The organism is Streptomyces sp. NPDC058001 (genome assembly GCF_042886315.1).
Lineage (GTDB): Bacteria > Actinomycetota > Actinomycetes > Streptomycetales > Streptomycetaceae > Streptomyces.
The window spans coordinates 503,306-524,032 of the sequence record NZ_JBHVQT010000002.1 but is presented as its reverse complement, the minus strand read 5'-3'; the positions used below and the strand labels follow the sequence as shown (position 1 = coordinate 524,032).

The 20,727-nt window shown below is 72.3% G+C and carries 18 protein-coding genes; 6 read left to right on the top strand and 12 right to left on the bottom strand.

Annotation, left to right across the window (positions count from 1 at the left end):
* Window positions 1-678 precede the first annotated feature (678 nt).
* A complete protein-coding gene (locus tag ACFVT5_RS05735; RefSeq protein ID WP_389881756.1) occupies window positions 679-1,779 on the top strand; it encodes a carbohydrate kinase family protein in 1,101 nt (366 codons plus the stop codon).
* A gap of 61 nt (window positions 1,780-1,840) precedes the next feature.
* Here the strand turns inward: ACFVT5_RS05735 and ACFVT5_RS05730 are convergent, their stop codons facing one another.
* Both ACFVT5_RS05730 and ACFVT5_RS05725 read right to left on the bottom strand, forming a co-directional pair.
* On the bottom strand, window positions 1,841-3,151 hold the full coding sequence (locus tag ACFVT5_RS05730) for a glucarate dehydratase family protein (RefSeq protein WP_389881754.1): 1,311 nt from the start codon (window positions 3,149-3,151) through the stop codon (window positions 1,841-1,843).
* Complete coding sequence (locus ACFVT5_RS05725; RefSeq protein ID WP_389881752.1) at window positions 3,148-4,074, bottom strand: 5-dehydro-4-deoxyglucarate dehydratase; 927 nt, start codon at window positions 4,072-4,074, stop codon at window positions 3,148-3,150. Before ACFVT5_RS05725 ends, ACFVT5_RS05730 begins: the two co-directional genes overlap by 4 nt.
* Window positions 4,075-4,636: 562 nt before the next feature.
* Here ACFVT5_RS05725 and thrS point away from each other — a divergent pair.
* Window positions 4,637-5,863, top strand: a complete 1,227-nt coding sequence (gene thrS, locus ACFVT5_RS05720; protein ID WP_389881750.1) for a threonine--tRNA ligase — start codon at window positions 4,637-4,639, stop codon at window positions 5,861-5,863.
* Here the strand turns inward: thrS and ACFVT5_RS05715 are convergent.
* The gene (locus ACFVT5_RS05715; protein ID WP_389882097.1) at window positions 5,860-6,243 is read right to left on the bottom strand and encodes a MerR family transcriptional regulator; all 384 of its coding nucleotides are present in this window, start codon (window positions 6,241-6,243) and stop codon (window positions 5,860-5,862) included. The genes thrS and ACFVT5_RS05715 overlap by 4 nt on opposite strands.
* 128 nt (window positions 6,244-6,371) lie before the next feature.
* Here ACFVT5_RS05715 and ACFVT5_RS05710 point away from each other — a divergent pair, with 128 nt between their 5' ends.
* Entirely contained in the window at window positions 6,372-7,481 is a 1,110-nt protein-coding gene (locus ACFVT5_RS05710) for an alkene reductase (protein ID WP_389881748.1), read from the top strand.
* Between the two features lie 14 nt (window positions 7,482-7,495).
* Here the strand turns inward: ACFVT5_RS05710 and ACFVT5_RS05705 are convergent, their stop codons facing one another.
* From ACFVT5_RS05705 to hrcA, 8 genes are all read right to left on the bottom strand, one after another.
* On the bottom strand, window positions 7,496-8,419 hold the full coding sequence (locus ACFVT5_RS05705) for a ribonuclease Z (RefSeq protein WP_389881746.1): 924 nt from the start codon (window positions 8,417-8,419) through the stop codon (window positions 7,496-7,498).
* A 6-nt stretch (window positions 8,420-8,425) separates the two neighbouring features.
* Window positions 8,426-8,785, bottom strand: coding sequence for a histidine triad nucleotide-binding protein (locus ACFVT5_RS05700; protein ID WP_389882095.1), 360 nt, complete (start codon window positions 8,783-8,785; stop codon window positions 8,426-8,428).
* A 102-nt stretch (window positions 8,786-8,887) separates the two neighbouring features.
* Window positions 8,888-12,157 carry a S41 family peptidase gene (locus ACFVT5_RS05695; protein ID WP_389881744.1) on the bottom strand — a complete coding sequence of 1,090 codons (3,270 nt, stop codon included), beginning with the start codon at window positions 12,155-12,157 and terminating at the stop codon, window positions 8,888-8,890.
* Between the two features lie 131 nt (window positions 12,158-12,288).
* Window positions 12,289-12,681, bottom strand: a complete 393-nt coding sequence (locus tag ACFVT5_RS05690; RefSeq protein ID WP_389881743.1) for a VOC family protein — start codon at window positions 12,679-12,681, stop codon at window positions 12,289-12,291.
* 77 nt (window positions 12,682-12,758) lie between these two features.
* Window positions 12,759-13,508, bottom strand: coding sequence for a 16S rRNA (uracil(1498)-N(3))-methyltransferase (locus ACFVT5_RS05685; protein ID WP_389881741.1), 750 nt, complete (start codon window positions 13,506-13,508; stop codon window positions 12,759-12,761).
* Window positions 13,505-14,578, bottom strand: a complete 1,074-nt coding sequence (locus tag ACFVT5_RS05680) for a nitronate monooxygenase (RefSeq protein ID WP_389881739.1) — start codon at window positions 14,576-14,578, stop codon at window positions 13,505-13,507. The genes ACFVT5_RS05685 and ACFVT5_RS05680 overlap by 4 nt, the downstream gene beginning before the upstream one ends.
* A 124-nt stretch (window positions 14,579-14,702) precedes the next feature.
* On the bottom strand, window positions 14,703-15,836 hold the full coding sequence (gene dnaJ / locus ACFVT5_RS05675) for a molecular chaperone DnaJ (protein ID WP_389881737.1): 1,134 nt from the start codon (window positions 15,834-15,836) through the stop codon (window positions 14,703-14,705).
* Window positions 15,837-16,853, bottom strand: a complete 1,017-nt coding sequence (gene hrcA, locus ACFVT5_RS05670) for a heat-inducible transcriptional repressor HrcA (protein WP_389882093.1) — start codon at window positions 16,851-16,853, stop codon at window positions 15,837-15,839. It abuts the gene before it with no gap.
* 183 nt (window positions 16,854-17,036) lie between these two features.
* Here hrcA and ACFVT5_RS05665 point away from each other — a divergent pair, with 183 nt between their 5' ends.
* On the top strand, window positions 17,037-17,777 hold the full coding sequence (locus ACFVT5_RS05665; RefSeq protein ID WP_389881735.1) for an MBL fold metallo-hydrolase: 741 nt from the start codon (window positions 17,037-17,039) through the stop codon (window positions 17,775-17,777).
* 35 nt (window positions 17,778-17,812) lie between these two features.
* Window positions 17,813-18,616: a DUF3097 domain-containing protein gene (locus tag ACFVT5_RS05660; RefSeq protein ID WP_389881733.1), complete on the top strand. Its 804-nt coding sequence runs from the start codon at window positions 17,813-17,815 to the stop codon at window positions 18,614-18,616.
* 389 nt (window positions 18,617-19,005) lie between these two features.
* Here the strand turns inward: ACFVT5_RS05660 and hemW are convergent, their stop codons facing one another.
* Window positions 19,006-20,238, bottom strand: a complete 1,233-nt coding sequence (hemW, locus tag ACFVT5_RS05655; protein WP_389881731.1) for a radical SAM family heme chaperone HemW — start codon at window positions 20,236-20,238, stop codon at window positions 19,006-19,008.
* Between the two features lie 41 nt (window positions 20,239-20,279).
* Here hemW and ACFVT5_RS05650 point away from each other — a divergent pair, with 41 nt between their 5' ends.
* Window positions 20,280-20,537, top strand: coding sequence for a hypothetical protein (locus tag ACFVT5_RS05650; protein ID WP_389881729.1), 258 nt, complete (start codon window positions 20,280-20,282; stop codon window positions 20,535-20,537).
* Window positions 20,538-20,727 lie beyond the last annotated feature (190 nt).

The following is a 20,727-nucleotide window of genomic DNA, read 5'->3' as shown; positions in this document are numbered from 1 at the left end:
GCCATCCCTGCGGGGCTCGACGAGACGGGGCGGTGCCGCCGGCCCCGGGGGGCGTCGCACCGGGGAGACGGGGCCACCCCCTTGCGGGGGGAGCCTTACGCCGGGGCGGAGGGCACACCTTCCCCCTGCCGGGGGAATCACGCCGGAGGCGGGGCACCTGCCGGAGGGCTCCGCGCCGACTTCCCTGCCGGGGGAACTACGCCGGAGGCGAGGCTCCTGCCGGAGGGGCTCCACGCCTGTTCCCCTGCCGGAGGCTTCGCCCTCGGGACGGGTGACCCGTGCAGGGGCTTTGCGCCCGGGGCCGCCACCCCTGCGGGGCCTGGCGGGACGGTGCGGTATCCCCGGCGCCGGGGGGCGTCGCGCCGGGGAGAGCGGGCTACCCCTGCGGGGGGCTCCGCGCCGGTTCGCGCGGGGGGTGCGGAGGGGCTTCGCGGCGGTTTCCGTGTCGGGGGCTTTGCGTAGGGGTGTCATCCCTGTGGGGCTCGGCGAGACCGGTTGGTCCCGGACCCGGGGCCGGGAGGGGAGGCTCGGTACCGTCGTGGCCTGGCGCCGCTGCCCGGAAGCTGTGCGGCCCTGCGGCGCAAGCGCGGGTTTGCTCCTCGCGGTAGCGAGGGGTCGGGGGATGTGTCCGGCACACTGGGGGCGTTCTGTGGAAGTCCCGCCAGGGGGTGTTCGACCGTGACCGATGATGATCTGTGGGGGCGCGCCCACGTCGATCCGCTTGTGGGGGTTCGTGCGCCGGGGGATCCGCCCTGGGACGTGTATCTCACCGGCACGGTTTTCCTGGACATCATCTTCACCGGCCTCGACTCCGCCCCGGTACGCGGCACCGAGTCCTGGGCCCGGGGCATGGGCTCCAGTCCGGGCGGCATCGCCAACATGGCCACGGCCCTCGCCCGCCTGGGGCTGCGTACGTCGCTGGCCGCCGCGTTCGGCGACGACCACTACGGCGAGTACTGCTGGGACGCCCTGGAGCAGGGCGAGGGCATCGACCTGGCCACGTCCCGTACCGTCCCGCACTGGCACTCCCCCGTCACCGTCTCCATGGCGTACGAGGGTGAGCGCACGATGGTGTCCCACGGGCACGAGCCGCCCCCGGAGGAGCCGGCGCCGGACCGCCCGCCCCGCGCGCGTGCCGCCGTCGCCGCGCTCACCCCGGGCACCACGGCCCCCTGGATCGCCGAGGCCGCCCGCGAGGGCACCCGGATCTTCGCGGACGTCGGCTGGGACGACACGGGCCGCTGGGACCTGTCGGGCCTGGCGGACCTGGAGCACTGCGAGGCGTTCCTGCCGAACGCCGAGGAGGCGATGCGCTACACCCGTACCGACTGCCCCCGCGCCGCCGCGCACGCCCTGGGCGAACGGGTGCCGCTGGCCGTGGTCACGCTCGGCGCGGAGGGCGCGTACGCCGTGGACGGCCGTACCGGCGAGTCCGCCGAGGTACCCGCGATCCGCGTCGCGGCGCTGGACCCGACGGGCGCGGGCGACGTGTTCGTGGCCGGCTTCGTGACCGGCACGCTCGCGGGCTGGCCGCTGGCCGACCGGCTGGCCTTCGCGGGCCTGACGGCGGCCCTGTCGGTGCAGGACTTCGGCGGTTCCCTGTCGGCGCCCGGCTGGTCGGAGATCGCGGCGTGGTGGCGGCGGGTCCAGCAGTACGAGGACCAGGACCCGACCGCCCTCACGCGCTACGCCTTCCTGGAGGCCCTGCTCCCCGCCACCTCCCGCCCGTGGCCGCTGCGCAGGGCGGTCCCCACGATCGGCTTCCGGCACTCGGCCTGAGCCACTCGGGTCATGTCCCTCAGCACTCGGGTCATGGCCCTCAGCATTCAGGTCATCACCCTCACCAGCGCGGGACCCGGGGCGCGGTCCACCCCGGCTCGGCGACCCGCATCGCCGCGCCGTCGTCCCGGTCCCGCAGATGACGGTGCGCGTCGTCCCGCCACCGCGCGTGCAGCGCGGCGAGCCGGTCGCGGTCGAGCGTGACGCCGAGTCCCGGCGCGTCGGAGACCGGCACCGCGCCGTCCACGAAGGCGACGCGTTCGGTGAGGACGTCCTCGGACTGCCAGGGGTAGTGCGAGTCGCACGCGTGACGCAGTTCGGGGACGGTGGCGGCGACCTGCGTCATCGCGGCGAGGCTGATCCCGAGGTGGGTGTTGGAGTGCATGGAGACGGCCACCCCGAACGCCCGGCAGATCGCGGCCAGTTCACGGGTTCTGCCCAGCCCGCCCCAGTAGTGGTGGTCGGAGAGGACGACCTGTACGGCGCCGCGCGTGAACGCCTCCGCGATCTCGTCCACCGTCGTCACGCACATGTTGGTCGCCAGCGGCACCGACGTCCCCGCCGCGACCTCCGCCATGGCGGGCGTGCCGAGCGCCGGGTCCTCCAAGTATTCGAGTACGTCCCCGAGTTCGCCGGCGACCCTGAGCGAGGTCGCCACGGACCAGGCACCGTTGGGGTCCAGCCGCAGCGGGTGTCCGGGGAAGGCGTCGGCGAGTGCGCGGACGGCGGCGATCTCCGCGTCCGGCGGGAAGACACCACCCTTGAGCTTGAAGGACGTGAAGCCGTACCGCTCGGTGAACTTCCGTGCCTGGGCGACGACTCCGGCCGGATCGATCGCCTCGCCCCAGTCGTCGGCCTCGGCCGCCACGCCCTCGGGGTGGGCGCCCCATTTGTAGAAGAGATAGGCGCTGTACTCGACCCTGTCCCGGACCTTCCCGCCGAGCAGCGCGTGCACGGGCAGGCCGAGAGTCTTGCCGAGCGCGTCGAGGCAGGCGACCTCGAAACCGGAGACAACGGACAGCCGCAGTTTGTCGGCCGTCTGCACACCGCGCAGTCCGCCGACGTCGACGGCGTGGTCGACCCGGGAGGCATCCACGGACACGTTGTTCATGACCGTGAACAACCCGTTGAGGTCGGAGAGTTGATGACCAGCCAGCGCGGCGGCGAACGGCCGGGCGAGTTCAAGGTATTTGGCGTCTCCGTAGGTCTCGCCGACGCCGGTGATGCCGTCCTCCGTGACCACCTCCACGATCAGACGGGGCGTGTAAGGCTGGTGGACACCCTGCGTGTTGAGGAGCGGCGGATCGGCCACGAGGATCGGGGTGAGACGTACCTCGGCGATGCTCGTGTTCAGCGGGGCTCCGGCGCTCATCGGGCCGCTCCGACCAGGGCGAGCCCGGTGTCGAGCAGGTTCTCCAGCTCCCCGAGATGGGCGTCGGACGGATCGGTGAGCGGCGCCCGTACGGGCCCCACGGGACATCCGCGCAGCCGGGCGGCGGCCTTCACCAGCGACACGGAGTAGCCGGGCACCCGGTCCCGCAGCTCGACCAGCGGCACATAGAAGTCACGCAGCAGCTTCTCGACGCCTGCGTCGTCGCCGCCGTGCAGCGCCGCGAAGAAGGCGTCGGCGATCTCGGGCGCGAAGGCATGGACGGCCGACGAGTAGGCGGGGACGCCGACGGTGGCGTACGCGCGGGCCTGGATCTCGGCGGTGGCGGCGCCGTTGAAGAAGAGGAAGCCGTCGGGCGCCGCGAGGGTGAGGCGCTGGAGCCGGTCCAGGTCGCTGTGGCCGTCCTTGAGCCCGATGACGCCGGGTATCCGGGCGATACGGCGGACCGAATCGGCGTCGAAGGTGACCTGTCCGCGCTGGTAGGCGATGAGCGGCAGGCGGGTGCGCGCGGCGAGTTCGGCCAGTTGTCCGACCAGGCCGTCCTGGGGCGCGTCGACGAGGTAGTGCGGCAGGACGAGCGCCGCGTCGGCGCCCGCCTCCTCGGCGATACGGGCGAACCGGGCGGCCTGCGCCCAGCCGTAGCCCGTACCCGCGACCACGGGCATCCGGCCCGCCGCCACCTCGACGGCGACCCTGACGACCTGCCGGTACTCGTCCTCGTCCAGGGAGAAGAACTCGCCGGTGCCGCAGGCGGGGAAGACGGCGCCGGGCGCGGCGTCGAGCCGCCCCGCCAGATAGGTACGGAAGCCGTCGAGGTCGAGGGTGCCGTCGGCATGGAAGCTGGTGAGCGGGAAGGACAGGACACCACGCCGCATCCCGTCCCGCAGCCGCGCGGTGACGCTCATTCCGACCCCGTCTCGTCATGCAGATGATGTCCACACATGAGAACACAGTCTAGATACACGAACAGACACCGTCAATGGAGCCCCCTGTCCAGAGGGCAGCCGACCACAGCCCACTCTCGGGCCCACAGGGCAGCCGGCCGGAGCCACCTCCGCCCCGCCCGCAGGGGCAGCCGGGGCCGCAACCCACCTCTTCCCCGCCCGCAGGGCCAGCCAGGCCGCAGGCCACCTCTTTCCCGCCGCAACGGCGAGCACCACAACGGCGCACCCCGGCGGTGCCAAGCCTCCGCGCGCCCGCCCACGACAGGCAGGCCGCAGGCCACCACCCCGGAGGGGAAACCGGCCGCAGGCCACACCCCGCCCCGGGAGGGGGAGCCGGCCGCAGGCCAATATCCGGTCGAGCGCCGCAGGTAACTGCTACCGTCCACCCCATGAAGCGCGCTGCCAACACGACGACGCCGGAGAGTGTCCCGGCGCGCTGACTGCTGACTGAGTCCGAAGCCCCGGGGCGAGTGCCCCGGGGCTTCGCCGTGTGGTCACTCGCCCCCACCGCGAGGAGACCACCATGTACGACCACCGCAAACTCGGCCGCGAACTGGGCCTGTTCGACACCGACCCGCTGATCGGCGCGGGACTCCCCTACTGGCTACCGGACGGCGCCGTAGTCCGGCACACCCTGGAGGAGTACATCCGGGACGCCGAGCGCCGCGCGGGCTACCAGCACGTGTACTCGCCGGTGCTCGGCAAGCGGGAGCTGTACGAGATCTCCGGGCACTGGTCCCACTACAGCGAGGACATGTTCCCTCCGATGGACCTCGGCGGCGAAGAGTTCGTCCTGCGGCCGAGTCTGTGCCCGCACCACGCCCTGATGTACCGCTCCCGTTCCCGCAGCTACCGCGAACTCCCCGTCCGTATGGCCGAGTTGGGCGGCATGTACCGCGCCGAGCTGTCGGGTGTGCTCGGCGGCCTGACCCGCGTACGGGCGATCCAGCTCAACGACGCGCACATCTTCTGCACCCTGGACCAGGTCGCGGACGAGGCACGCGGCGCCCTGGACCTCATCCGCGAGGCATACGCGGCGCTCGGCATCACCCCGGCCCGCTTCCGCCTGTCGCTGCCGGGCCCCGGCGGCAAATACGTGGCCGACCCCGCGCTGTGGGAACGGTCGGCGGCGCTGCTGACCGACGTACTCGACGGGTCCGGAGTGGCGTACGAAGCCGTCGAGGGCGAGGCCGCCTTCTACGGTCCGAAGATCGACGTACAGGTCACCGACAGCGCGGGGCGCGAGGCCACCCTGTCGACCGTGCAGGTCGACTTCCACCAGCCGGAACAGTTCGATCTCCGGTATGTCGGCGCGGACGGCGCCAAGCACCGGCCCGTGATGGTGCACCGCAGCGTCATCGGCAGTGTGGAGCGGGCCGTGGCGTATCTGATCGAGCGGCACGGCGGGGCGTTCCCGGCGTGGCTCGCACCCACCCAGGTGGTGGTGCTGCCGATCTCGGAGGCCGAGGCGCCACAGGCCGCCGACCTGGTACGTCGCTGCGCGGACGCGGGACTGCGGGCCCGGCTCTCCGGCCCCGAGCACGGCACCCTGGGGGCCAGGATCCGGGCCGACCGGCTCGTCCCGTACCAGGCGGTGATCGGCCCCAAGGAGGCCGCGGACGACCTGGTCGCCCTCCGCCTGCGCGACGGCACCCGCCTGAACGCCCTGCCGTCGGCGGAAGCGGTGACCCGGATCGCGGCGGCGGCCCGTCCGGGCAACGGCGACTCCCTGTGGGAGACCGGGATCTAAGCCGCGTCCGCTGCTGCCCGCCCCAACTGATCGCGGTACTCGCGGGCCACCGCCATCACCTCGTCCAGGGTGTCCCGGGTCCGTACCAGGTCGGCGATGTGGCGGGTGAGCCGGTCGCGTTCCTGCGCCATGCGCTCCAGGGCCGCGTCGGAGTGCTCTTCGCTCGGCGCGTCACGGCAGGGCAGCAGCGCGGCGATGACCCGGCTGGACAGGCCCGCCGCGTACAGCTGCTGGATGAACTCGATCCGCCCGACGTCCGAGTCCTTGTAGTGCCGCTGCCCGCCCGCGCTGCGGCGGCTGGCGAGCAGCCCCTGCTCCTCGTAATAGCGCAGCGACCGGACACTCACCCCGGCCCGCGACGCCAACTCCCCGATCCGCACACTGCCCTCCCGGTCGCCATCCGCATCTGTGACCCGCGTCACAGCGCTTGCCCCTGACGTCAATGTCAGCTTTTAGCGTAGCTCCCGTGTCCGGGATCCGGGCACGGGAGCTACGAAGGAGTCCTGACGTGACGACCCTCTTCACCAGCCACCGGCTCAACGGGCTGACGCTGCCCAACCGGGTGGTCATGGCCCCGATGACCCGGGTCAGGGCCGCCGCCGGCGGTCTGGCGACGCCGTCGATGGCGGCGTACTACGCCCAGCGGGCCACGGCCGGGCTGATCGTGAGCGAAGGGGTGCAGCCGAGCCTGATCGGGCAGTCCAACCCGGGGACACCGGGGCTGTACACCGATGAGCAGGTCGCCTCGTGGCGGCCCGTGACCGATGCCGTGCACACCAACGGTGGCCGGATCTTCGCCCAGATCATGCACGGCGGCCGGGTCTCGCACCCCGACACCATCGGTACGCGGCCGGTGGGCCCCTCGGCCGTCCCCGCCGTCGGCGACGTGTTCACCCCGACCGGACGCGTGCCCGCCCCGATGCCCCGGGCCCTGGACACCGCCGAAGTGCCCGAGCACGCCGAGTCGTACGCCCTGGCCGCCCGGCGCGGCATCGACGCGGGCTTCGACGGCGTCGAACTGCACGGCGCCAACGGCTACTTGATCTCCCAGTTCCTCTCGTCCAACGCCAACCTGCGCACGGACCGGTACGGCGGCCCGATCGCCCACCGGATCCGGTTCGCCGTGGAGGCGGTCACCGCCACCGTCGAGGCGGTCGGCGCGGAGCGGACCGGCATCCGGCTCTCGCCCGGCACCTCGTTCTGGGGCGTCGAGGAGACCGAGGTCCTGGACCTCTACACCGCGCTGTTCGCCGAACTGGCGCCCCTGGACCTGGCCTACGTGCACCTGGAGGCCACCGCCGACGAGGACATCCTGGTCGCCCTGCGCCGGCAGTGGCCGGGCACCCTCATCATGAACCCGACGCTCCCGATGGGCCCCCGGCTGACGGGCCGCGACGACGCCGACCGCTGGCTCGGCCTGGGCGCCGAACTCATCAGCTTCGGCCGCTCCTTCATCTCCAACCCCGACCTGGTCGAGCGGCTGCGCGCCGGCCTCCCGATCGCACCCGTGGACGAGGCCACGTACTACGAGGGCGGCGACGCGGGCTATCTGACGTACCCGGCCCATCAGTACGCGGCCTCGGCGGCCACGGTGATCGCGGAGCCCCAAGCGGCCTGACCGGGCTGCCCGGCCTAAGGGTGAGTCGGCTCCTGCCGCCTCTTGGGCAACGACACCCTCATCAGGTCCGCCGCCACCGTGAGTTCGCCCGTGAAGCCCGCGTCCCTGGCCTCCTCCTCGAAGGCGGCCGGGTCCGGGTAGCGCTGGCTGAAGTGGGTCAGGACCAGATGGCGTACCCCGACCTCGACCGCTACGCCCGCCGCCTGGGCGGCCGTCAAGTGGCCGTGGTCCTCGGCCAGTTGCTCGTCCTGCCGCAGGAACGTCGACTCGATGACCAGCATGTCGCAGTCGGCCGCGAGCGCGTACACGCCCTCGCACAGGCGGGTGTCCATGACGAAGGCGAACCGCTGGCCCCCGCGGATCTCGCTGACGTCGTCCAGCGTGACGCCCCGGAGTGTGCCCTCGCGTTGCAGGCGGCCCACGTCCGGGCCCGTGATGCCGTGCTCGGCGAGCAGGGCGGGCAGCATCCGGCGGCTGTCCGGCTCGATCAGGCGGTAGCCGTACGCGTCGACCGGGTGCGAGAGATGGGCCGTCTCCAGGCGGTACCCGGGCGCGGTGGCGAGCGGGCCTTCGGCCAGGACCGGTGAGTCCGTCAGACGGACCGTCTCGCGGTACGCGGTGGCGTACCGGAGGCGGTCGAAGAAGCGCCGGCCCGAGACCGGGTAGTGGACCGTCACCTCGTGCGGCACCCGGTCGAGGTTGATGCGCTGGATCACCCCGGCGAGCCCCAGCGCGTGGTCACCGTGGAAGTGCGTGACACAGATCCGGTTGATGTCGTGGGCGGCGACCCCGGCCCGCAGCATCTGGCGCTGGGTGCCCTCGCCGGGGTCGAAGAGGATGCCCTCGCCGTCCCAGCGCAGCAGATAGCCGTTGTGGTTGCGGTGCCGTGTGGGCACCTGGCTCGCGGTGCCGAGGACGACGAGTTCCCGTACGGACAAGGCGGGTCAGCCGGGAGGCCACTGGAGGCCGCGGCCCCCCAGGACGTGTGCGTGCGCGTGGAACACGGTCTGGCCCGCGCCGGACCCGGTGTTGAAGACGACACGGAAACCGGTGGCGTCGACCTTGTCCAGGGCGGCGACCTCGGCGGCCTCGCGCAGTATGTCCGCGGCGATCTGCGGCTCGGCGGCGGCGAGCGAGGCGGCGTCGGCGTAGTGCGCCCTCGGGATGACCAGGACATGGGTCGGCGCCTGGGGGTTGATGTCGCGGAAGGCGACGGTCGTCGCGGTCTCGCGGACGACGGTCGCCGGGACGTCTCCCGCGACGATCTTGCAGAACAGGCAGTCGGCCTGCGGCTCTCCGGCCACGGTCACGCCCTCCTCGACGGTCGGAACGGTACGTCGGCATGCTATCCGCCGCCGGGGGCCCGCTCCTCGGGGACGCGGGCACCCCTTCCGTACGGGGACGGGTCAGCCGAGGGGCGGCAGCTCCGGCGGTGTCTTGGCCGGGTTCTCCGCGAGGGCCGCGAGCGCCAGCCGGATCGCCTCGTCCAATTGCGGATCGCGGCCCGCCGCGTGGTCCTGCGGGGTCTGGACGACCTCGACGTCCGGGTCGACGCCGTGGTTCTCGACGTCCCAGCCGTAACCCTCCAGCCAGAACGCGTACTTGGGCTGGGTGACGAGGGTGCCGTCGACCAGCCGGTAGCGGCTGTCGATGCCGATGACGCCGCCCCAGGTGCGGGTGCCGACGACCGGCCCGATACCGAGGGCCTTGATCGCCGCGTTGACGATGTCGCCGTCCGAGCCGGAGAACTCGTTGGCGACGGCGACCACGGGCCCGCGCGGTGCGTCCTGCGGATAGCTGAACGGCTGGAGTCCGCGCGGCAGGTCCCAGCCGACGATCCGGCGCGCGAGTTTCTCGATGACCAGCTGCGAGGTGTGACCGCCGCGGTTCTCGCGTACGTCCACGACCAGGCCCTCGCGGGCCACCTCGACCCGCAGGTCCCGGTGGATCTGGGCCCAGCCGGGCGCCTGCATGTCGGGGACATGGAGATAACCCAGGCGGCCCCCGGACTTCTCGTGGACATAGGCGCGCCGGTCGGCGACCCAGGCGTGGTAGCGCAGCGGTTCCTCGTCGTCGAGCGGGACGACCACGACATGCCGGGGGTCGCCGCCGCCGGCGGGCGAGACGGTGAGTTCGACGGGCTTGCCCGCGGTGCCGACGAGGAGTGGTCCCGGGCCGGTCACCGGGTCCACGGGCCGTCCCGCGACGGCGACGACGGCGTCCCCAGGGCGCACGGCGACGCCGGGTGCGGCGAGCGGTGAGTAGGCGTGCGGGTCGGAGGTCTCGGACGGCAGGATCCGGTCGATCCGCCAGACGCCGGGCCGCTGAGCACCGTCAGCACCCTCGTCACCGCTCTCGTCGGTGCGTGAGATGTCCGCGCCGAGCAGCCCGAGCCGGGTGTCGGAGTGGCCCCATCCGCCGGTCGGCCTGATGTACGCGTGCGAGGTGCCGAGTTCGCCCTGCACCTCCCAGAGCAGGTCCACCAGGTCGTCGTGGGTGGCGACGCGGTCCAGGACGGGCCGGTACCGGTCGAGTACGCCGTCCCAGTCGACGCCGCCGAGGTCGGGCCGCCAGAAGTTGTCCCGCATCAGGCGGCCGGTCTCGGCGTACATCTGGCGCCACTCGGCGGCCGGGTCGACGCTCTGCCGGACCCGGCCGAGGTCGACGGTGATGTTGGTGTCGCTGTCGTCGTCGGTCGAGGCGCGCCGGTCGCTCGGGACGACCTTGAGCTTGCTGTCGGTCCACAGCAGGACCCGCTTGCCGTCACCGCTGACGGCGAAGTGGTCGGCGTCGGACGCCAGATGCTCGACCCGCTGCTGGACGAGGTCGTACCGCTCCAGGTCGGTCTTGGGGTCCGGGTCGTCGGGGGTCGCGCGGGATGCGCCGAGTACCCCGCGCAGCGGGTGGCGCAGCCACAGGATGCCGTCCTTGGCGGCGCGCAGGGTGGTGTAGCGGGCGGCCTCGACGGGGAACGGCACGATCCGGTCGGCGAGCCCTTCGAGGTCGATACGGGTGACGGGGGCGCCCTCGCTGTCAGGGGTCTCGTCCTTGTCGGGGGTCTCGAAGGGGCGGCCGTGGCGCTGCGGTCCGAACGGCGAAGGCGTCACCGCGGCGAGCGTGATCAGATGCGGCCGGGAGCCGCCGACGAAGGCGAGGTCGAAGACGTGCTCGTCGTAGACGGGGTCGAAGGCGCGCGCGGACAGGAACGCGAGGTGCTTGCCGTCCGTGGTGAACGCGGGCGCGTAGTCGCGGAACCGCAGCGGGGTCGCCTCGGTGACGGACAGGTCGGCGGTGTTGGCGAGCTTGAGCTGCCGCAGCGGGCTGGGTCCGGCGTGCGACCAGGCGAGCCAGGCCGAGTCGGGCGAGAAGACCAGGCCGGTGGCGTCGCCGTGTTCGCCGCGGTCGATCTCGCGGACCTCGCCGGTGGCGCGCTCCACGAACAGGACCCGGCCGTCGTGCGAGGCGACGGCGGCGCGGCTGCCGTCCGGTGCCATCGCGAGGGCCAGGACCCGGCCGAGCTGTCCGGCCGCGAGACGGCGCGGGGTTGCGCCGGGGGCGATGCCGGTGGCGGGGGCGAATTCGAGGGCGTCGTCACCCTCGGCGTCGGTGACCCAGACGACGTGTTCCTCGCCGTCGGCGCGGAAGGTGCGGGGCAGCCGGGCGCGGACACCGGGTTCGGCGGCCAGGGCGCGGGCGGGGCCTTCGCGGTGGGTGATCCAGTGGACGGCGCCGCGTACGGCGAGGGCGCTGCCGCGGCCGGTGTGGTCGGGCGCCGCGGCGCCGAACCAGCGGGCGGCGTTGACGGGGTGCGGCTGGAGGTCGGTGCGCTGTCCGCCGAGCCGGATGTCGAGGCGCCGGGCGCCGGTCCCGGGGGTGCCGTCGAGCGTTTCGGGGCCGTCGAGGGTGTCGACGATCCAGAGTTCACCGGCGGACGCGTACACGACGCGGGTGCCGTCGGTGGCGGCGTGGCGCGCGTAGAAGCCGTCGGTGGCGGTGTGCCGGCGCAGGTCGGAGCCGTCGGCGAGTGACGAGTACAGGGCGCCGACGCCTTCGTGGTCGGAGAGGAACGCGACGCGCTCGCCGACCCACATCGGGTACTCGATGTTCCCGTCGAGCCCTTCGTGCAGCCGGACGAACTCGCCTGAGCCTTCCCGGTCGATCCAGAGCTTGCCCGCGGTGCCGCCCCGGTACCGCTTCCACCAGGCGGCCTCGCGTCCCATCGGCGCGGAGAGCAGCACGACCTGACCGCCGGGGCCGTACGCGACGTCACCGACCGGTCCGTACGGGAGGGTGTCGGCGGGGCCGCCGTCGAGGGGGACGGCGCGGGCCCAGGAGCGGCGCAGCGACGCCTGGCCCACGGTGCTGATGGCGAGGGCGCGGCCTTCGGGGGTCCAGCCGCGCACGGAGGTGCGGTCGCTGCCCCAGTGGGTGAGCCGCCGGGACGGGCCGCCGTCGACGGGCGCGATGTGCACCTCGGGGACGCCGTCGCGGGTGGACGACCAGGCGACGGTGGTGCCGTCCGGGGAGATCCGGGGGTGGTTCACGGGCATGTTGTCGGCGCTGACCCGCCATGCGCGTGAGCCGTCGAGGGGCGCGATCCACACGTCGTCCTCGGCCGTGAAGGCGACCAACTCACCGTGAACATGGGGAAACCGGAAGTACGCAGACTGAGTCACCTGATCACCCTAGGCAGCGACACCGCCTGTGAACAGTGGTTCCGGTGAGTTGCCGGGTCACGCGCGCGGGGGTCGTATACGGGACCCGGGTACGGGATCCGGTACGGGTTCCGTACGGGATCCGGGTGCGGTCAGCCGCGCAGCAGCAGCCACTCCTGCAACTCGACGAGATTGCCCTCGGGGTCCTTGAGATGGGCGACGCGCATCCGGTCGGTCATGGCGGAAGGGCCCTGGAGCAGGGTGGCGCCGCGTTCCGTGACGCGCTCGCAGTAGGCGTCCAGGTCCTCCACGCGCAGGACGACGAGGGAGCGGTGTCCGACGGCGGTCCCGGCGAGTTCGCCGAGCAACTCGGCCATCATCGCCCGGTCCTGGAGCGCGATCCCCGCCGAGCCGGTGTGCGGGCTGAACTTCTCGTACGGTCCGTCGACCGCGCCCGACTGCGGCTTGAGGCCGAGCACGTCGGCGTAGAAGCGGTAGCAGGCGGCGAAGTCGGAGACGAGCAGCCTCACCTGGGCGAGTTCCAACGGGGCCTCCTCGGAAGGCAGTTCAGGACCGGCCGTTCAGAACCGGCTTTCAGCAGCGATGGTTCACGACCGGTGGTTCAGGACCAGCGGCCGGTGCGGCCGAGCAGCAGGGCACCGGCGGCGGTCCCGGCGGTCGACGTACGCAGCACGCTACGCCCCAGTCGGTACGCTTTTGCCCCGGCGCCGGTGAACTGGTCCAGTTCCTCGGGCGCGATGCCGCCCTCGGGGCCGACGACGAGCACGATCTCGCCGCTCGTGGGGAGTTCGGCGGTGGCCAGGGGCTCGCTCGGGTAGTCCCGGTCCTCGTGCAGGACGGCCGCGAGATCGGCGCGGGCGAGCAGGGCGGTGACCTGTTTGGTGGTCATCGGCTCCGCGATGTCCGGGAACCGGACGCGGCGGGCCTGTTTTCCGGACTCGCGTGCCGTGGCGCGCCACTTACCGAGCGCCTTGACGCCCCTCTCGCCCCGCCACTGGGTGACACAGCGGGCGGCGGACCACGGCACGATCGCGTCGACGCCGGTCTCGGTCATGGTCTCGACGGCGAGTTCCCCGCGGTCGCCCTTGGGCAGCGCCTGGACGACGGTGATCCGGGGGGTCTCCTCGGGTTCCTCGGCGATCGAGTCCATGTGGACGACAAGCCGGTCCTTGCCCTCGGCGGCGACCACGACACACTCCGCCCAGCGCCCGTGCCCGTCGGTCAGGACGACGTCCTCGCCGGGCCGCAGCCGCTTCACGGACACGGCGTGCCGCCCTTCGGCGCCATCCAGGACATAGCGCCCGGCGGGACCCGCGTCGAAGTGTCCGACGACGAAGACGGGAGCGGTCACGAAGCCCTCCGCAGCACCAACGCGTCGCCCGCGGCCTCCAGTTCGGCGGTGAGCACCTCGACGAGTTCCCCGGCGGGCAGTTCACGGGCGAGGCGGTGGCCCTGCCCGGCCCAGAGCGCCATGCCCTGCGGATCCCCGGCCTTCGCGGCGGCCTTCCGCAGTCCGGCGGTGAGGTGGTGGATCTGCGGGTAGGCAGCGGGCGCGTACGGGCCGTGCTCGCGCAGGAAGCGGTTGACGAGGGCGCGCGCGGGGCGGCCCGAGAAGGCGCGGGTGAGCCGGGTGCGGTTGAACAGCGGGTCCGTGAGGGCCTGCTTGTGCAGGACGTGGGCGCCCGACTCGGGGGTGATCAGGAAGGCGGTGCCGAGCTGGGCGGCGTCGGCGCCCGCCGCGAGGACGGAGGCGATCTGGGAGCCGCGCATCAGCCCGCCGGCCGCGATGATCGGAAGCTGCGCGGTCTCGCGGATCTGTGACACGAGGGTCAGCAGTCCGAGCCCGGCGCCGTCGTTCTCGACGTTGTCGCGGTGGGTGCCCTGGTGGCCGCCCGCCTCGATGCCCTGCGCGATCACACCGTCCGCGCCGACCCACTGCACGGTCTGCGCCTCCTCGGGCGTGGTGGCCGTGACGAGAGTGAGGGTGCCGACCCGCTTGAGGGATTCCACCACCTCGCGGGTGGGGCAGCCGAAGTGGAAGGAGACGACCGGGACCGGATCGTCCACCAGGATCGCCAGCTTGGCCACATAGCCGTCGTCGAGTCCGACGTCCGGGTCGCCGAGCCGGGTCTCGTACCAGGCGGCCTCGCCGGCGAGCTGGTGACGGTAGACGACGATGGCCGCCGGGTCGGCGTGGTCGGGCTGGGGCAGGAACAGATTGACACCGAAGGGGCGCCCGGTGAGGCCGCGCACCTGCTTGATCTCCTCGTACATCCCGTCGGCGGTCTTGTAACCGGCGGCGAGAAATCCGAGCCCGCCCGCGTCGGAGACGGCCGCCGCGAGCTGGGGCCGGGAAACGCCGCCCGCCATGGGCGCCTGCACGATCGGGCGTGGGAAGAGATCGGTCAGTGCGGAGGACATGACGGCATGTTGTCACGTCCCCCGCACAAGTCCGAATCCAGCCGTCCGGCTGGCATATTCCGCTGGCGGTATGGCTTTACCGGCGGTAAGCCGACACCCATTTCGACCGAAAGTCAGCCGTACGTCAGCGGCCGTTGAACGCGTCCTTCAGGCGGGAGAAGAGCCCCTGCTGTCCTGGCTGAAACTGACCGATCGGGCGCTCCTCACCGCGCAGCACGGCCAGCTCCCGAAGGACCCGCTCCTGTTCCGGATCGAGCTTCGACGGGGTCTGCACCTCGACATGCACGATGAGGTCACCGCGCCCGCCGCCCCGCAGATGGGTCACCCCGCGCCCGTGCTTGGGGATGGACTGCCCGGACTGGGTGCCCGGTCTGATGTCGACCTCTTCGAGGCCGTCCAGGGTCTCCAGGGGCACCTTGGTGCCCAGCGCGGCGGCCGTCATCGGGAGGGTCACCGTGCAGTGCAGATCGTCGCCGCGCCGCTGGAACACGGAGTGCGGCAGCTCGTGGATCTCGACATAGAGATCACCGGCGGGGCCGCCGCCGGGGCCGACCTCGCCCTCGCCCGCGAGCTGGATCCGGGTGCCGTTGTCGACGCCCGCCGGGATCTTCACCGTCAGCGTGCGGCGCGAGCGGACCCGGCCGTCACCGGCGCACTCCGGGCACGGGGTGGGCACCACGGTGCCGAAGCCCTGGCACTGGGGGCACGGCCGCGATGTCATGACCTGGCCGAGGAACGACCGGGTCACCTGGGAGACCTCGCCACGCCCGCGGCACATGTCGCAGGTCTGCGCGCTGGTGCCGGGGGCCGCGCCCTCGCCGCTGCACGTGGTGCAGACGATGGCCGTGTCGACCTGGATGTCCTTGGTGGTCCCGAAGGCCGCCTCGTCCAGCTCGACCTCCAGCCGGATCATCGCGTCCTGGCCGCGCCGGGTGCGCGAGCGGGGGCCGCGCTGGGACGCCGTACCGAAGAAGGCGTCCATGATGTCCGAGAAGTTGCCGAAGCCACCGGCCCCGAAACCGCCCGCGCCGCCGCCCGCCTGCGAGAGCGGGTCACCGCCGAGGTCGTAGACCTGCTTCTTCTGCGGGTCCGACAACACCTCATAGGCGGCGTTGATCTCCTTGAACCGCTCCTGGGTCTTCGGATCGGGGTTCACGTCCGGATGCAGCTCGCGCGCGAGCCTCCGGAACGCCTTCTTGATCTCGTCCTGGGAAGCGTCGCGGCGCACGCCGAGTACGGCGTAATAGTCCGTGGCCACTTACGACTCCGCCAGGATCTGTCCGACGTAACGTGCCACTGCGCGTACTGCTCCCATCGTTCCCGGGTAGTCCATGCGGGTCGGGCCGACCACGCCGAGCTTGGCCACTGCCTCGCCGCCCGAACCGTAGCCCACCGACACGACGGACGTGGAGTTGAGTCCCTCATGCGCGTTCTCATGACCGATCCGTACGGTCATGCCCGAATCCTCGGCACCGCCCAGGAGCTTGAGAAGCACGACCTGCTCCTCAAGGGCCTCCAGAACGGGCCGGATCACCAGAGGGAAGTCGTGCCCGAAGCGGGTCAGATTGGCGGTGCCGCCGATCATCAGCCGCTCCTCGGTCTCCTCGACCAGCGTCTCCAGCAGAGTGGAGAGCACGGTCGAGACGATGCCGCGGTCCTCCGCCTCGAAGGCGTCGGGCAGATCCTGCACCAACTGCGGCACATCTGTGAAACGGCGGCCCGCGACCCTGCTGTTCAGCCGGGCCCGCAGATCGGCGAGCGACGCCTCACCGAAGGGCGCCGGACAGTCCACCATCCGCTGCTCGACCCGGCCGGTGTCGGTGATCAGTACGAGCATCACCCGGGCCGGGGCCAGCGAGAGCAGCTCGACATGGCGCACCGTCGAGCGGGTCAGCGAGGGGTACTGCACGACGGCGACCTGCCGGGTGAGCTGCGCGAGCAGCCGCACGGTCCGGCCCACCACGTCGTCCAGGTCGACGGCGCCGTCGAGGAAGTTCTGGATGGCGCGGCGCTCGGGCGCCGTCATCGGCTTCACGCCGGCGAGCTTGTCGACGAACAGGCGATACCCCTTGTCCGTGGGGATCCGCCCGGCGCTGGTGTGCGGCTGGGCGATGTACCCCTCGTCCTCCAAGGCCGCCATGTCGTTGCGCACGGTCGCCGGTGAGACGCCGAGGCTGTGCCGTTCGGTCAGCGCCTTGGAACCCACGGGCTCCTCGGTGCCGACATAGTCCTGGACGATGGCGCGCAGCACTTCGAGCCTGCGTTCACTGAGCATCGCGCGCACCTCCAGCTTCATGTGTTCCCTGCCCCGGTCCGGCACATGCCCGGCCCCTCTGGCACTCAGGGCAGCCGAGTGCCAACATTCCCTGAGCCAGTGTACGGCCGGTGGGTACGCCGGTAGCAAGGCCGGGCCCTGCCTATGTCGTACGGGGACGGCCGGTGGGCTTAGCGTCGAGCTATGGGTATCGCTGCGGGTATCGCTTGGGAAGAGCCGGGGTGGGAGCGGGTGGCCCCCGGTGTCGGCCGACGGCGGCTTCCGGCCTGGGACTGCACGGCGGGGCTGGTCGCCGGGGACGAGGGCGCGCTGCTGATCGACACCGGCGCGACGGTACGCGAGGGGGCGGGGCTGCGCCGGGACACCGGAGTACTCCTGGGCACGGACCGCCGGGTCACCCACGTGGCACTGACCCATCCCCACTTCGACCATGTCCTGGGCACATCGGCGTTCGCGGGTGTGGAGGTGTACGGGGCGCTGGGCATGGGCGAACTCTTCACACGCGGCGCCGACGAGCTGCGTACGGACGCGGTACGGCACGGGGTCGAGCCCCGGGCCGCGGCGGAGGCCGTCGACCTGCTCGTCCGCCCCCGGCACGAGGTCCCCGACGAGTGGGGGGTCGATCTGGGCGGCGGGGTGCGGGCGCTCCTGGTGAATCTGGGCGCCGCGCACTCGGGCCACGATCTGGCGGTCGTGGTCCCCGGTTCTCCCCCGGTCGTGTTCTGCGGCGACCTGGTCGAGGAGTCCGGGTGGCCGCAGACGGGCCGGGACTCGGTCCCGGCCCGCTGGCCCGCCGCCCTGGACCGTCTCCTGGAGCTGGGCGGCGAGGACGCGCGGTACGTCCCCGGGCATGGTTCTGTCGTGAATGCGGAGTTCGTCAGGGCCCAACGCGAGCGGCTGGCCAGGAGATTCGGCGTGTCGTGAGCCACGCCCGGCCCCTTCTTCCTATCGTCGGGCGAATGCGCCCGTACTCGGCGGACCTGACTCCGCCCTGGAAGAAGAAGCAGCCCGTACCCGAGGTACCGGCCGAGCCGGGGCTCGTGGTCGAGGAGCCGGAGACCGGGTTCTGCGGTGCGGTGATCCGGTGCGAGGCGGGGACGGTCACGCTGGAGGACCGGTTCGGCAAGCACCGGGTCTTTCCGCTGGAGCCGCGCGGGTTCCTTCTGGAGGGCCGGGTGGTGACCCTGGTCCGGACGGCCACGGGTGCGCCGGTGCGGCCGACCCGTACCGCGTCCGGTTCGGTGGCGGTGCCCGGGGCGCGGGCGCGGGTGGCCCGTGCCGGGCGGATCTACGTCGAAGGCCGGCACGACGCGGAACTCGTCGAGAAGGTGTGGGGCGACGACCTCCGGATCGAGGGCGTGGTGGTCGAGTACCTGGAGGGCGTGGACGACCTCCCGGCGATCGTCGCGGAATTCGCGCCAGGCCCGGACGCCCGCCTCGGCGTCCTGGTCGACCACCTCGTGCCCGGCAGCAAGGAGTCCCGTATCGCCGCGGAGGTCGCCGACGAGTTCGCCCTGGTGGTGGGCCACCCGTACATCGACATCTGGCAGGCCGTGAAGCCGGCGGCCCTCGGCATTTCGGAGTGGCCCCGGGTTCCCCGGGGCCAGGACTGGAAAACGGGGGTGTGCCGGGCGCTGCGCTGGCCTGACAACACGGGGGCGGCGTGGCAGCGGATTCTGGGGTCGGTACGGAGTTACCGGGACCTGGAGCCGGAACTTTTGGGGTCGGTGGAACGGCTTATTGACCATGTGACGGTGCCGTAATCATTTGACCCGTGTTTGCGCAGTTCCCCGCGCCCCTGATCTGGGGTGGCCGGCGCCGGGCCTCGACTGCGCGTTGTACGTGGCCGGTCGCGCAGTTCCCCGCGCCCCTTACGGGGGTGAGTGGCCGGCGACGGATTTCGACTGCGGGTCGAGCGTGGCTGGGTGCGCAGTTCCCCGCGCCCCTGAGGGTGCGGGGCTGGCGGGAACTCACGACCGGCACTCGAAGACCGGCGCCGGCCAATCAGCCCCGATAGGGGCGCGGGGAACTGCGCAACGAGCCGCGCAGGGCCCGCAGCCGACAACCGGCCTCAAGCACCCCGCAGGGGGGCGCGGGGAACTGCGCGACGAGCGACGCACGACCCGCACCCGACAACCCGCCCGGCCGGGGGCTAGTCGACCAGGTTTCTTACCACCGCGTCTGCCAGGAGCCGGCCCCGTAGCGTCAGGGTGGCTCTGCCCTGTTCGTACGGTTCAGGTTGTAGGAGGCCGTCTTTGAGGGCCTGGTGGGAGGCCGTGAGGCCCTTTGGTTTGAGGAGGGAGAGCGGGCAGCCGTCTTGGAGGCGGAGTTCGAGCAGGATGCGCTCCACCCGCCGGTCCTCCTCCGACAGGATCTCGCGGCCGGCGCCGGGTGAGCGGCCCGCCGCCAGGGCGCCCGCGTACGCGCCGGGGTGCTTGACGTTCCACCAGCGGACGCCGCCGACATGGCTGTGCGCGCCGGGGCCCGCGCCCCACCAGTCGGCGCCGCGCCAGTACAACTCGTTGTGCAGACAGCGGCCCGCGTCGGTCGTGGCCCAGTTCGACACCTCGTACCACTCGAAACCGGCCGTCTTGAGCGTCTCGTCCGCGATGAGGTACCGGTCGGCGTGGACGTCGTCGTCGGTCATCGGGACCTCACCGCGCCGGATACGCCGGGCGAGCTGGGTGCCTTCCTCGACGATGAGCGCGTACGCGGAGACGTGGTCGGGTCCCGCTCCGATCGCGGCGTCGAGCGAGGCCCGCCAGTCGTCGTCGGACTCGCCGGGGGTGCCGTAGATGAGGTCGAGATTGACGTGCTCGAACCCGGCGGCACGGGCCTCGGCGACACAGGCTTCGGGGCGGCCGGGGGTGTGGGTGCGGTCGAGAACCTTGAGCACGTGCTGCCGGGCGCTCTGCATGCCGAACGAGATCCGGTTGAACCCGCCCGCCCGAAGCGCGGCAAGGTAGGCCGGGTCGACGGATTCCGGGTTCGCCTCGGTGGTGACCTCGGCGTCGTCGGCGAGACCGAACTCGTCGCGGACGGCGGCGAGCATCCGGACCAGGTCGTCGGCGGCGAGCAGGGTCGGGGTACCGCCGCCCACGAACACGGTCCGGACGGGGCGGGGGTCGTCGCCCAGGACCTTGCGGGCGAGGCGGATCTCGTCCACGAGGGTGTCGGCGTAGTTGTCGCGCGACGCGAGGACACCGCCGGTGGAGCGGAGTTCGGTGGCGGTGTAGGTGTTGAAGTCGCAGTAACCGCAACGGGTGGCGCAGTACGGCACGTGGACATAGAAACCGAGGGGGCGAGCGGGAGCACCGAGCAGAGCGGAGGACGGAAGACCGCCATCCTCAGGCACAGCCTCCCCCTCAGGAAGCACAGAGGGCATACCCCCATTGTCCCCCGCCCCAACGACCACACCCCACCCCTGTGAGCGATCGCACCACCGAGGTCAGCGCCGCTGAGGCGAACGCGGCCGAACACCACCCGGCCACCGTCACCGCAGACGAACCCCGCCCCGCCACTGCGGACGACCGCGCCACCGGGCTGACGCATCCGGACACCACACCGCCACCGCCGCTGTCGCGGAAGATCCCGCCACCGGCCGCCGCAGGCAGTCACATCGCTGTGGCGAACGCAGCCGGACACTACGTGCCACCGCGCAGGCGAACCCCGCACCGCCGCTGACGCGGACAATTCCGCCGCCAGCCGCCGCAGGCACGCTAGGCGAACGCGGCGGGCACCGCACGGAGCCGCCTGTCGCCGCAAGCGGCTCCGCACTGCCACGGCACGGGCAGTCGCGCCACCCGCTGGCGCAGCGGGACACCCACCGCCACCGGCCGCCGCAGGCAATCACGCCGCTAGGCGAACGCCCCGC

Coding starts and splice junctions, on each gene's coding strand:
- ACFVT5_RS05730 (WP_389881754.1), bottom strand. CDS start 3,151: ATGAGCGCCGGAGCCCCGCTGAACACGAGCATCGCCGAGGTACGTCTC.
- ACFVT5_RS05725 (WP_389881752.1), bottom strand. CDS start 4,074: ATGAGCGTCACCGCGCGGCTGCGGGACGGGATGCGGCGTGGTGTCCTG.
- thrS (WP_389881750.1), top strand. CDS start 4,637: ATGTACGACCACCGCAAACTCGGCCGCGAACTGGGCCTGTTCGACACC.
- ACFVT5_RS05680 (WP_389881739.1), bottom strand. CDS start 14,578: ATGTCCTCCGCACTGACCGATCTCTTCCCACGCCCGATCGTGCAGGCG.
- hrcA (WP_389882093.1), bottom strand. CDS start 16,853: ATGCTCAGTGAACGCAGGCTCGAAGTGCTGCGCGCCATCGTCCAGGAC.
- ACFVT5_RS05665 (WP_389881735.1), top strand. CDS start 17,037: ATGGGTATCGCTGCGGGTATCGCTTGGGAAGAGCCGGGGTGGGAGCGG.
- ACFVT5_RS05660 (WP_389881733.1), top strand. CDS start 17,813: ATGCGCCCGTACTCGGCGGACCTGACTCCGCCCTGGAAGAAGAAGCAG.
- hemW (WP_389881731.1), bottom strand. CDS start 20,238: ATGCCCTCTGTGCTTCCTGAGGGGGAGGCTGTGCCTGAGGATGGCGGT.